The sequence below is a fragment of the Sphingomonas lacunae genome, from assembly GCF_012979535.1.
In the GTDB taxonomy this organism is placed as follows: Bacteria; Pseudomonadota; Alphaproteobacteria; order Sphingomonadales; family Sphingomonadaceae; genus Sphingopyxis; species Sphingopyxis lacunae.
This window is the reverse complement of record NZ_CP053015.1, coordinates 603,432-615,379: the sequence shown is the minus strand read 5'-3', so window position 1 is coordinate 615,379 and position 11,948 is coordinate 603,432. Positions and strand designations below refer to the sequence as shown.

Genomic DNA, 11,948 nt, shown 5'->3' with positions numbered 1-11,948 from the left:
CTCATCCAATCTCCGCATAGCCATTGGTCAGCACCACAAGGTCACGCTCGACCACTCTAGAACGAAAGGCAATGCGTCCCGCGCCCTCATCCCAAATGTCGGTGGCAATCGTCTCGCCGGGATAGACGGGTGAGGAAAAGCGCACGTCCATGCGCTTCATCCGCGCCGGATCATTGCCGCAGCGTGCGTTGAGAAGCGCCCGCCCGACCACGCCATAGGTAGCGAGGCCGTGTAATATCGGCCCCTTGAAGCCGGCTCCTGTCGCCACGTCAGGGTCGATGTGCAGCGGATTGAGGTCGCCCGACAGGCGATAGATCAGCGCCTGATTGGCCGCCGTCGTCAGTGTCACGGTTGCATCTGGCTGGCGGTCGTTGGGCAAGGGGTGCGGGGCAGGGGCGCCCTCGGCGCTGCCGCCATAGCCGCCGTCGCCGCGCAGGAATGTCGTCGCCCTGCTGGTGGCGAGGTGCGTCCCCGCGCTGTCGCGTATCTCACGCGTTACCAGCGCAATCGCGCCCTTTTCCGCGCCTTTGTCGAACAGCGCCTCGATCCGCGTCTCGCCGATGATCTCCCCTTCGACCGGCAGAGGGGCGTGAAGGATGGTAGATTGCTCACCATGCAGCACCTTTTGCCAGGTCACGCCCAGCGCCGGGTCGCGCCAGATGAAGCCCGGATAGCCCAGCACCACTGCCATCGTTGGCAGCGCCTTCAGCCGTTCTTCAAAGACAAAGTCCAGCTCGTCCGCCCCCACGCCCAGCGCGTAAAGTGCCGTATCCCGCGCGGTGAGCGTCTGCCGGGTGATGATCGGCGGCATGGTGAGGAGGTGTTGCGGGTCAATCATGGCTACCCTCAAATCGGATCATAACCGAACACATCGCCCGACCGTTCCGCAGGATTGGCAAAGCTCCCGCGCACCGCGGGCAGGAATTCCTCGGCGATGCTCTGGGCCGTCCAGCCCTCGCTCTTGTGCATGGACCGGATCGGGCGCGGCTTGGAAAAGAGGAAAATCTCGTTCTTGCGCACACCGAACACCTGGTTGGTGACCTCCTTCGACGCGTCGGAGGCGAGGAAGGCGACCAGCGGCGCGATCTTGTCGGCGCTCATCGTCTTCATCCGCTCGATGCGCTGCGCCTCTGCCTCATTGGTTGCCGGGATGGTAGCGATCAGGCGGCTCCACGCAAAGGGCGCGATGCAGTTCGACCGCACCCCGGCCCGGGCCATGTCGAGCGCGATGCTCTGTGACAGGCCGACGATGCCCAGCTTGGCCGCACTGTAATTGGCTTGGCCGAAATTGCCGATGAGGCCGCTCGTTGAGGTGAAGTGGATGAAGCTGCCCGACCCCTGATCGCGGAAGTAGGGGGTGGCTGCCTTGGACACGTTGAAACAGCCGTTGAGGTGAACGTCGATCACCGCGTTCCAATCCTCATGGCTCATCTTGTGCCAGATGCGGTCGCGCAGGATGCCGGCGTTGTTCACCACCGCGTCAATCTGGCCAAAGGTCTTGACCGCATCCTCGATGATCGTCGCTGCGCCTGCCGGGTCGGCCACACTTGCGCCGTTGACGATGGCCTTGCCACCGGCTGCGATGATGTCGTTTACCGTTTCCTGTGCCGGGGACAGGTCGGCACCCTCCCCATCGGCGCTGGCACCCAGATCGTTTACCACGACATTCGCACCTTCCTTGGCGCACAGCAGGGCGATTTCTCGCCCGACCCCGCGACCGGCACCCGTCACCGCCACAACCTTACCCTGCAATTGCCCAGCCATCTCGTTCTCCCGCATGCGAGTCTTGTCTCTCATTCATGCCGTAGCGCAGTGCTGCCCGTTTGTTCAAGATAGAGAATTGCCATTCACCATTGTGAATGGTAATGGAGCGCAATGGCACCCCGACCACCCACAAAAGTCCCCTCTGTCTCGCACTCTATTTCGATCCTGCGGCTGCTCGGGAAATCGGGCGAATCCATGGGGGTGACCGCCATCGCGAGGGCCCTCGACCTGAGCCCGTCGAGCACCTTCAACCTCGCCCGCACCTTGGTCGCCGAAGGGCTGGTTGATTTCGACGAGGCCACCAAAACCTATCGCATCGGCCTCGGCTCGATCGACTTCGCCCGCATGGCCCTGCGCGGTGATACGATGGTTGCGGCGCTGCGTCCTGTGATGGAACGGTTGGCCGAACGGCATGATGCCGCCATTGGTCTCTGGCGGGCCGCTGACAGTGGTCGCCTGCTGCTGCTCGCACTGGCCGAAAGTGAAGCCGCCACCCGCATCCACATGGCTGTGGGGCAGCGCCAGCCGGTCGGCGCCGGCTCGACCGGCCGGGCCCTCCTCGCCGCCCGCGCTGCCGATGCTACCACCTTGCGCGCTGCCCATGCCGGCGTGCGCTGGCCGTCGGCGCTTGATGCCGATAGCTACGTCTCACAGGTGCATGAGGCCGCACGGCTTGGCTATGCCGTTGACGACCAATGGCTCAACCCTGGCATCGTGACGGTCGCCGCCGTGGTGCCAGAACCGGGTGCCCCACCACGCTACTGCCTGTCGGCGTCGCTGTTTGCCGGCCGGCATGATGCGTCAGGGGTCGCCGCTATTGGCCGGGACATCATGGCCGAAGCACGGACTGCGGGACAGGAGAGGGAGTGACGATGAGCGACACCTTGTTGATCGAAAAGCGCGGCGAGATAGAGATTGTCACGCTCAACCGGCCCGATGCCCTCAACTCGCTCAACGCCGAGCTGACCCAAGCCCTCAATGACTATTTCGGCGGCTTGGCCGAACGGCTCGACGTCCGCGTGGTCATCCTGAGGGGCGCCGGACGCGCTTTCTGTGCCGGTCTCGACATCAAATCCTCGATGGATGGCAAGTCCAGCGACGAAACCCCGGTCCTGCGCACGCTGCGCACCCAGACCAATATCGGCAACATCTATCGCAAGATGCGCGCCTGCCCCCAGCCTATCATTGCGCTTGCCCAGGGCGCGGCCTGTGGCGGCGGCCTGTCGCTGTTGCTCGCCAGCGATGTCCGTATTGCCGCACCGTCGCTCCGCGCCAATGCCGCCTATATCAGGATCGGCCTTGGCGGCTGCGACATGGCGTCGAGCTACTTCCTCCCGCGCCTCGTCGGTGCCAGCCTCGCGTCGGAAATGATCCTCACCGGCCGCTTCATCCACGCCGACCGGGCGCTCAGCTCGGGTCTGGTCAGCGATGTGGTCGACGAGGACAAGCTGCTGGAAGCCGGTCTCGCTCTGGCTGACGAAATGCTCCTCACCGCCCCATGGGGCTTGCGCCTGTCGAAACAGGCGCTCGGCCTCGCCATCGACGCCCCCAGTCTAGAAGCCGCCATGGCGGTCGAGGACCGGCAGCAGGTCGTGCTCGGCGCAACGCAGGACCATATCGAGGCGATGACCGCCTTCCTCGAAAAGCGCCGCCCGACCTACAGCGGCCGCTGAACGGAGAACCCCATGTCCCTTGTCACCATCACCCGCGACGGACCGGTTGCTATCGTCACCCTCAATCGCCCCGAGGCGATGAATGCGCTTTCCAAGGCACTCCGCGCCGACCTCGCCGCCGTCATGCGCGCAGTTGAAGCCGACGACAGCGTGCGCGCCATTGTGCTCACCGGCGCGGGTGAACGCGCCTTCACCGCCGGCCTCGACCTCAAGGAACTGGGGGCTGATACCAGCAATCTCGGTGCCGCCAACGCAACCGAGGCCGAAGCCAACCCGGTGCTCGCCATCGAAAGCTGCACCAAACCGGTGATCGGCGCAATCAACGGTGTCGCCATTACCGGCGGCTTTGAAGTCGCCCTTGCCTGTGACGTGCTGATCGGCTCGACCAACGCCCGCTTTGCCGACACCCATGCCCGCGTTGGCATCATGCCGGGTTGGGGCCTGTCGCAAAAGCTGTCGCGGACCATCGGCATTTATCGGGCCCGCGAATTGTCGCTGTCGGGCAATTTCCTTGACGCGGCGACGGCTGAGCGCTGGGGCCTGCTCAACCGTATCGTCGCCCCGGAGGAGCTGTTGCCCACTGCGGTCAGGCTGGCTCAGGACATGGCTACGGTCGAGTCCCATATGAGCCGGGCCTACAAGCAACTGATCAACGCCGGCTATGCCACCAGCTTTGGAGATGGCATGGCGCTTGAAGCAAGGCTGTCCCGTGAAGCCAACAGCCAGGTCGAGGCGGGTGATGTGGAAGCGAGGCGCAAGGCAGTCATGGAGCGCGGTCGCGAACAGGGCTGATCCGCGCCAGTCGGCTTTCACAATTGCAGCGTTTCCTGGTCGAGGTTACACCCTTGGGATGGCTGTCCTGATGGGGAAGGGTGAGCATGCGCAAATCGGTTTTGCTTCTGGTGCTGTTTTTGACTGCCTGTGGACCAGCGGAACGGAGATCAGATGGGCGCGGCGAAAGGGCTGGCGACAACACGAGCGCAGACCGGAACGAGTCCGCTCCTACCCCTGCTGCCCCTGACCTTTTTTCAGGCATGTGGCGATGGAGCACCGTCAACTATCAGTGCCACCCCAACTATCAGTGTCGGTTCAGCGGGACATTCCTCATTTCACCGGGTCAGCAGACCGATCGCTACGATGTGTCCCTCAACATAACCCAAGTCGACAGTCCCGGCACCATTGTCGAGCGGCAGGGGGAAGCTGAACAGGACTGCGTGGGCATCCGAACGGGGAGCAGACTCTCCATGCAATGCACAGTGGATCGGGCCAGATACCCGACATGGTCACCCGATGACTTCACCTTTGAGGTCAGTCCCGATGGTCGCAGCCTGACCGGCTTCATGCTCGGCGACCCTCCGGCAGACATCACCGGGACCAAATTATAGTCCCACCCTACTCCGCCAAAAAATCCCGCACCGTCGTCATGAAGCGGTCGAACTGGTCGTGATGCAGCCAGTGCCCCGCATTCGCGAACTCGACCACCTGCGCATTGCTGAAATGGGCGATACGCCCGTCCTTCTCGGGATTCGACGCCCAGCTGTCTGCCCCATAGAGCAGCAGGGTGGGACACGTTATGGCTGACCAGATTTCAGTCAACTGTTCAAATGGCAGGTCGAACACTGGCCAGACGTTAAGATAATTGTCGAATTTCCAGCTCCAGCTACCGTCCTCGTTGCGGCTCACGCCATGCACCGTCAGGTGCCGTGCCTGCTCGTCGTTGAGATGCTTGTTCTCTTCCTTCATCCGGGCATAGGCGGCCTCGATTGTCGGGTAACGCCGTACCTGTCGCTGGGCCGCTGCCCGCTTGTCCTCGATCCATTTCCTGAAGCGCTGCCGGGTGCCCGCTGCTTCCCGTTCGGCCCGGACGGCCGGTGACGGTCCCAGTCCCTCGATACACACCAACTTGGCGACGTTTTCGGGGAAAAGGCCGGTGTAGCGACTTGAAATATTGCCGCCGAGCGAATGGGCGATGATCGTAACCGGTGCGAGATCAAGCTGATGAACCAACTGTGCCAGATCATAGACGAAGGCGTCCATCGGATAATTGCCGTCCGGTGCCCACTGGCTGTCACCATGGCCCCGCAAGTCTGGACAGATAACATGCCAATCCTGCCGCAATTCCTGCGCTACCCAATCCCAGTTGCGGCAATGATCACGCCCGCCATGCACCAGCAATAGGGGCGGCGCGTCGGGGTTGCCCCAATCAGCATAATGCAGCCTGAGCCGTTGGGAGACATAGCTGTGGGATGACGGGCCAGTGAGCAGCGGGGAAAGGGATTCTGACATGAAGTCACCCTGTCCCGACAATTATTTTGCCGCAAGAGGAAAGCCCCGTCGAATGTTTACCAACTGGTTACGAATGCCCTGCCATGCCGCCAAAATGCCGCAGGGAAAACAAACCGAACACGTCAGCACATCTGCGCCCAAATCCTTGAGCCAATGGATGAAACTGCTTCGCACGCTTTGGCTTGGCGACAAGCGCCCATCGCGCTTTGAGACCCGGCTTGAAAGGCTGTCGCGTCACCGTGAGGAAAGCGCCGCCGAAACCAAGGTGCGCATGATCAAGAATACTGCAACGGCACGCTGGTGGCGGCGGTTCCGGTAGTCGGCACTGGCCGGCTACCAGGCCCCACTGTGCATCAGCCATGTGCTCCGAAATGATTGGCTATGGCAGTGCCGATACGCAGACACAGGGCATATGCCCGTTCCATGGGTTCGATATAGTGGCGCTGGATTCCAGCATAGGCCTGAACTTCACCATCGGGATAATCGGTGGGTTCATCGATATGGAAGTCGCTTATCGCCGGGCCTGATACGGGATAGGCACGACGCAGTTGTGCCAGCGCCTCTTCGATGCGCAGAGAAAAGACCATCGCCAAGACATCATCACGACTGATGTCGTTGGATCGGGAAAAGGCCGGAATCTGGACCGCCAGCAGGAACATGTGCTGCATCAGGGCCAGTCGCATCGCGTGGAGCAGGCCAATTGAACGGCGCCGCTCCTCACGCAGTGGATCGGGCTGATCATCTGGTAAGCGGGCCAACAGGCGATGCAGCTTGAGGCCATCGATACGCAGTCGGCTTGCCAGTCGGCGGAATGCCCCTGTTCGGTCATCGCCGACCAGATGTTCGGCAAGCGCCAGACAACCATTCTCCAGTTGAGGTTCGGTGCCGCGATAGGGGCGGCTTGCCCAATAGGCACTGTTGAAAAGTTCGCCATAGGCTGCAACAGATTTGATGCTGGCGAGGGCGTTTGAGGCGCGGATCATGCGCATCAGCTGCATGGCGCGTGGGCTATCTGCAATCAGCGCGGTGATCGCTTCCAATTCCTCGCTTGCCGCCGTGCCTGTCCCGCCGAGGATGTTCACCGGATAACCTAGCTGTTGCAAAACCGCATTGTGTGGAATTGCGCGTATCTGACGCAGGCTCATTTCCCGGTCTGCGGCAAGGTCAGACTGGCGGCGCGATTTGCGCGAGCCAGTTTCGTTCAGCAGGCCAAGTCCAAAGGCAGTGATAGCCCGGGCATAGCTGCGCGAAGCGAGGAAATCGCGCTGCATCCGGCGTATGCCGCGATAGAAATCGAGGCTCAGGTCGGTGCGGCTATAAAAGGGGTCATCTTGTGCTGCGGCTGGCTGGCTCTCAACTTCAGCTATGCGCGTCAGTGTCGCCAGCGCCAGCAACGGGTTGCGGAACGGCAGGAAGCCATCGCCACCCTGGAAACTGATTTCCGGTTCCAGCACGATGCCATGCGTGGCAAAGCGGTTCCTGGCCCACAGGCTCATCGGATATGTGAGCCGATCGGTCATGGTTGCCGGGTGCGCTCCTCGCCCCATTGACTCGCCATGCGTATTGAAAATCAGCGCGGCGACGTCAGACAGTCCATGCGCCTTCATCGCATCGGCTAGACGCCCATGCAGCCGCTCGATGGCGAGAGCCGCCGGTAACTGCCCGACAAAGCGCCCCGCGTCCGAGAAGCCGGTCTGGATCGATACCCTGCCTCGCGCCCTCACATAGGCCTGATAGGCCGGCTCCCTGAGCAGAGCGTCGAGGAAGCGACCGCCATGTTCCATTGCGCTCTCGGTTTCGAACAATGGCGACACATCGACCTTGTCGGCGATACCGAACAGACGTGCAAAATAGAGAGCGGCGAGCACCGTCTGCGGCTCTTCGCATTCGGCAATGAGCATCCGGATGGGCGCGTCGCCATCGATATGGCGGATGATCTGGGCCATCGCCAGGAACTGCCGGACCGCCGTCGTATTTTCGATCGCCAGCGCGGCAAAGTTGCTGCGCAGTGGCTCCACGGTGGCCAACAGGTCGCGTAGCCGCGCCAGCGCAGTGCCGCTGGCCAGATCAAGCTGGTTGTCTGGGTCGATCCGCCGCCGGATCGCATTGAGCAATTGCGCGCTGTTCACTCGGAAATGGATCCAGCCCATGCCGAGCCCGTCGGCCCGCATCGCCGCGGCTTGTGTCAGCAAAAGCAGCGCATCGCCTTCCTCTGCCTCGCCCGCCAACGCCTCTATCGCCGTAATCACTGGCTCCAGCGATGCCAGCTTGCTCGCCCGATCCGCCGTCAGTTGGTTGGCCGCGTCCGACAGGGCTTCGGGGCTGTCGAAGTCGCCGGCAAACAGCGCCGCCATCGCACGCGCATCCTCTTCAGCTGCCACCAGGGTCGCGCGCACATCTTTCGTCGCCGCGACACTGGCCAGCGCCGTGGCATAGCCCGCCAGCCGTTCGGCTTTTTCAATCAACCGGTGGCGGATGCTGGTTGCCCAGCCGATGTCGGTCCGCCCGTCCATGTCATAACCGACCCATGTCGCGAAACGGAACGGCAGCGGCTTAAGCTTGCGCCAATGGGCTGGCCAGGCCTTGGCCGCCACCGACAGGATGGTGGTAACGATCCGGTTACGTGCCGCCTGCGCTTGCCGCATCGCGTCGAGTACATCGCCATGCTCACTAGCCAGTGTCACCGGCGCCCGCGTCGTGTTGATCACGCACATTGCAGGGCCGACATCGTCCTGGCTTGCCGCCATGGCCACTGCATCAGCCTCGTCAGCGGTCAGAAGAAATGTCGGGTGACCGGTGAAAACAATATGCTGCAACGGGCGTGACCAGCGCGCGGCAAAGGCGGCAAAGTCTCCGTCCGCTGCGCTTGCCTCAACCAGCGCGACGATCCGCTGCTCGTTTTCTGCTGCATCCATCGGCGCGAGCAGGGCGTTGAGTCGGTGGGCCCGGCTCTGCAGGGCCTCGCAGCCCAACTCCTCGACCATTTTGGCCATGTCGTCGAGCGACAAGACCCCGGACTCCAGATCGCGTGAGAGATCGAGCCCCATCTGGAACACCGGGTTGAACAGCGGCGTTTGTGCCGTCAGCTTGTGCAATTCGCCCAGTCGCTCGCGCAGCCGCCCGGTCATTCGCCTTCTCCTAGTCCCTCGTCAGCGCCGCCGCTGCCCGTGCCGCAGCCTCGATCGCCGCCACATCGGGCGCCCCGCGCTTGACCAGCCAGCTGCCGCCGACACACAGCACCTGCTCGATCGCCAGCCAGTCCGAGGCGTTGTCGAGTGTGATGCCACCGGTCGGACAAATCCGCACGTCGGAAAACGGGCCCATCAGAGCCTTTAATGCCGGCCGTCCGCCGCTGGTTTCTGCAGGGAAAAATTTGAAGTGCCTCAGGCCTCGGTCGAGTCCGCGCATCATGTCGCCGGCATTGGCCGTGCCCGGCAGAAAAGGAATGCCGCTTTCCACTGCCGCCTTGCCCAGCGGTTCGGTCAGGCCGGGCGAAACGATGAATGTCGCTCCGGCATGGATCGCCGCGTTGAGGTCCTGCGGATTGAGCACCGTCCCGGCACCGACAATTGCGCCGGGCACAGTCTTCATCGCCGCAATCACATCAAGCGCCGCTGCCGTCCTCAACGTCACTTCGAGCACCGGGAGCCCGCCGCGCACCAGCGCCTCGGCTATCGGTACCGCATGGGCGACGTCGTCGACCACCAGGACCGGAATCACCGGGGCAGTCAGCATGATCTGTTCAATCGCGGCGGTCATGGTTCAGCCAAAATCCCGTGCAAAGGCAGCCGCCGCGCCAAACAGGCCGGGCTGCGGATGAGTGATGAGTTTGACGGGGAGCGAGGCCATCAGTCCCTCGAACCGCCCCTTGGCGCGGAACCGGTCGGCAAAGCCCGATTGCACCAATATGTCCTTGATCCTGAGGCCGAGCCCGCCGGCGATGACCACGGCGCCGCCCCCCTGGGCCAGCGCAATGTCGCCAGCCACGCTGCCCAACGCCATGCAGAAACGGTCCACCGCCGCCGTCGCCAGACTGTCGCTGCCTTCGAGCGCGAGCGTCCACAGCGTCTTGTCGTCCATTGCATGGACCGCACGGCCCTCTATCGCCGCCAGCGCCGCATAAATGTCAGGCAAGCCGGGCCCCGACACGATCCGCTCGACCGATACCCGGCGATACCGCTGTCGCAGCGCTTTCAGAAGTGCATCCTCGATGGAATCCAATGGGGCGAAATCGATATGCCCTCCCTCGGTCGCCTGCACATGATAGCTGCCGTACCCGCGCCAGATGTGCGCGACACCCAGCCCGGTCCCCGGTCCTATGATCGAAATGGTGCCGCTGTCGGGCAGGTCGTCCTCCGGCCCGGTTAGGTGGACAAAATGCTCGCTGCCCGCCTGCGCCACCGCATGGCCAACCGCTTCGAAATCATTGATCAGCACATGCCGGTCGACGCCGAGCTTTTCATTGACCAGCGCCGGACGGATGATCCACGGATTATTGGTCAGCTTCAGCACGTCGCCCCGCACCGGGCAGGCGATGGCAATGGCGGCAGCGCGGGGCAGGGCGCCGCCGACCTGCCGGCCGAAATCCTCCCACGCCGTCTGCAAACTGGCATGCTCGGCGGTCTTCAGCGTCACGGCCTCGCCAAGTGAGATCACCCGCCCGCTATCGATTTCAGCCAGGGCAAAGCGCGCGTGGGTTCCGCCAATATCGACTGCAACAACCGTCTCACTCATGCCAGCTCACCCCATCGCGTTCGGCCAGCGCCACCGCGGCCGATGGTCCCCAACTGCCGGCTGTATAGCCCTTGGGCTTGAGCGCCGCCGCATCCCAACCGGCACGGATGCCGTCGATCCAGGTCCATTGCGCCTCAACCTCGTCACGCCGGACGAACAATGTCTGGTCGCCCTCGATCAGGTCGAGCAACAGCCGTTCATAGGCGATGCGCTTTTTTGGCCCGGCAAAGGCATCGGGCATCGAAATGTCGAGTGGCACCTCGCGCAGGCGGATGCCGCCCCGGTCAAGCCCCGGCACCTTGGCCATCACCGACATGCGGATGTTCTCTTGCGGCTGGATGCCGATGATCAGCCGGTTGGGCTGGGCCGCCGCCCCCGATGCGGCAAAGATGCTGTGCGGCACCGGCTTCAGCTGGATGACAATCTCGGTCTTGCGTTCGGGCAGGCGCTTTCCGGTCCTCAGGAAGAAGGGCACGCCCTTCCACCGCCAATTGTCTATATGCGCCTTGATCGCGACAAAGGTTTCGGTGTCGCTGTCCTTGCCCAGTTCCTCGTCATATCCGGGCACCGCCGCGCCCTTGATCGCGCCGGCGCGATATTGGCCGGTAACGCTGTCGCCGTTGCCCAGCGCGCGCAGGTTGCGCAGAACCTTGACCTTCTCGTCACGGATGGCGGTCGCGTCGAACTTGGCCGGCGGTTCCATTGCCACCAGCGCCAGCAGTTGCAGCATGTGGTTCTGCACCATGTCGCGCAGCGCCCCGGCGCCATCGTAGAACCCGACGCGCCCTTCCAGGCCCACAGTCTCGCTGACCGTGATCTGCACATGGTCGATATGCTGGGCGTTCCACAGCGGCTCGAACATGATGTTGGCAAAGCGCAGCGCCAGCAGGTTCTGCACCGTTTCCTTGCCGAGATAATGGTCGATGCGGAAAATCCGGTCCTCGGGGAACACCGCCGCCACCGCATCATTGATGAAGCGGCTCGACTCCAGATCGGTACCCAGCGGCTTTTCGAGGCCGATGCGCACCTTGTCCCCGGCGAGGCCCGCCTTGGCGAGGCCGGCAATGGTCGGCTCGAACAGCGACGGCGCGGTCGACAGGAAAATCGACAGCCCCTCAAAACCGGTGCCCAGCTTGCTGGCCAGCGGCGCAAAACCGTCAGGCTTGGAGGCGTCGAGCGTCTGATAGCTCAAGCGGTCGAGGAAGCTTTCGATCTGCGCCGGTTCGGCGCGATCCTCGGGCAGGAATTCGGCAAGAGCTGCTCTGGCAAACTCCCGGAACCCCGCATCGTCATGGTCAGACCGGGCGGTGCCAATGATCTTGAGGTCAGGGGCAACCAGCCCGTCGGCATGCAGCGCCGCCAGCGACGGCAGCAGCATACGCCGCGACAGGTCACCGGTCGCGCCAAATAGGATCAATCGGTCAGAAACAAACGCCATGCCGCAACAGCCCCTCGTGCCAATGGAGTGTTAGTCCATATCGCATCGAGGGC

General features: G+C 63.1%; 12 protein-coding genes. 5 read left to right on the top strand and 7 right to left on the bottom strand.

The window, feature by feature from the left end:
- Position 1: 1 nt before the first annotated feature.
- Both GV829_RS02815 and GV829_RS02810 read right to left on the bottom strand, forming a co-directional pair.
- Positions 2–838 carry a MaoC/PaaZ C-terminal domain-containing protein gene (locus GV829_RS02815; RefSeq protein WP_169943732.1) on the bottom strand — a complete coding sequence of 279 codons (837 nt, stop codon included), beginning with the start codon at positions 836–838 and terminating at the stop codon, positions 2–4.
- A gap of 8 nt (positions 839–846) precedes the next feature.
- Positions 847–1,797 (bottom strand): SDR family NAD(P)-dependent oxidoreductase, encoded by a 951-nt coding sequence (locus GV829_RS02810; protein WP_246202983.1) that lies wholly within the window; start codon positions 1,795–1,797, stop codon positions 847–849.
- A gap of 78 nt (positions 1,798–1,875) precedes the next feature.
- Here GV829_RS02810 and GV829_RS02805 point away from each other — a divergent pair, with 78 nt between their 5' ends.
- The 4 genes from GV829_RS02805 to GV829_RS02790 all read left to right on the top strand — a co-directional run bounded on the left by GV829_RS02805 (position 1,876) and on the right by GV829_RS02790 (position 4,822).
- Positions 1,876–2,634: an IclR family transcriptional regulator gene (locus GV829_RS02805; protein WP_169943731.1), complete on the top strand. Its 759-nt coding sequence runs from the start codon at positions 1,876–1,878 to the stop codon at positions 2,632–2,634.
- A gap of 2 nt (positions 2,635–2,636) precedes the next feature.
- Positions 2,637–3,437, top strand: coding sequence for an enoyl-CoA hydratase/isomerase family protein (locus GV829_RS02800; RefSeq protein WP_169943730.1), 801 nt, complete (start codon positions 2,637–2,639; stop codon positions 3,435–3,437).
- 12 nt (positions 3,438–3,449) lie between these two features.
- The gene (locus GV829_RS02795) at positions 3,450–4,229 is read left to right on the top strand and encodes an enoyl-CoA hydratase (RefSeq protein ID WP_169943729.1); all 780 of its coding nucleotides are present in this window, start codon (positions 3,450–3,452) and stop codon (positions 4,227–4,229) included.
- Positions 4,230–4,471: 242 nt separating this feature from the next.
- Positions 4,472–4,822, top strand: a complete 351-nt coding sequence (locus GV829_RS02790; protein ID WP_169943728.1) for a hypothetical protein — start codon at positions 4,472–4,474, stop codon at positions 4,820–4,822.
- A gap of 7 nt (positions 4,823–4,829) precedes the next feature.
- Here GV829_RS02790 and GV829_RS02785 read toward each other — a convergent pair whose 3' ends face one another.
- The gene (locus tag GV829_RS02785; RefSeq protein WP_169943727.1) at positions 4,830–5,723 is read right to left on the bottom strand and encodes an alpha/beta fold hydrolase; all 894 of its coding nucleotides are present in this window, start codon (positions 5,721–5,723) and stop codon (positions 4,830–4,832) included.
- A 157-nt stretch (positions 5,724–5,880) separates the two neighbouring features.
- On the opposite strand from GV829_RS02785, the gene GV829_RS02780 reads away from it, so the two are divergent.
- Positions 5,881–6,042 (top strand): hypothetical protein, encoded by a 162-nt coding sequence (locus GV829_RS02780; protein ID WP_169943726.1) that lies wholly within the window; start codon positions 5,881–5,883, stop codon positions 6,040–6,042.
- A 34-nt stretch (positions 6,043–6,076) separates the two neighbouring features.
- On the opposite strand, the gene GV829_RS02775 is transcribed toward GV829_RS02780, so the two are convergent.
- From GV829_RS02775 to zwf, 4 genes are read right to left on the bottom strand one after another with little or no spacing between them, the layout of a single operon-like run.
- On the bottom strand, positions 6,077–8,851 hold the full coding sequence (locus GV829_RS02775) for a phosphoenolpyruvate carboxylase (protein WP_169943725.1): 2,775 nt from the start codon (positions 8,849–8,851) through the stop codon (positions 6,077–6,079).
- Positions 8,852–8,861: 10 nt separating this feature from the next.
- The gene (gene eda, locus GV829_RS02770; RefSeq protein ID WP_169943724.1) at positions 8,862–9,482 is read right to left on the bottom strand and encodes a bifunctional 4-hydroxy-2-oxoglutarate aldolase/2-dehydro-3-deoxy-phosphogluconate aldolase; all 621 of its coding nucleotides are present in this window, start codon (positions 9,480–9,482) and stop codon (positions 8,862–8,864) included.
- Between the two features lie 3 nt (positions 9,483–9,485).
- Entirely contained in the window at positions 9,486–10,457 is a 972-nt protein-coding gene (gene glk / locus GV829_RS02765) for a glucokinase (protein ID WP_169943723.1), read from the bottom strand.
- A complete protein-coding gene (gene zwf / locus GV829_RS02760) occupies positions 10,450–11,895 on the bottom strand; it encodes a glucose-6-phosphate dehydrogenase (protein ID WP_169943722.1) in 1,446 nt (481 codons plus the stop codon). The genes glk and zwf overlap by 8 nt, the downstream gene beginning before the upstream one ends.
- Between the last annotated feature and the right edge of the window lie 53 nt (positions 11,896–11,948).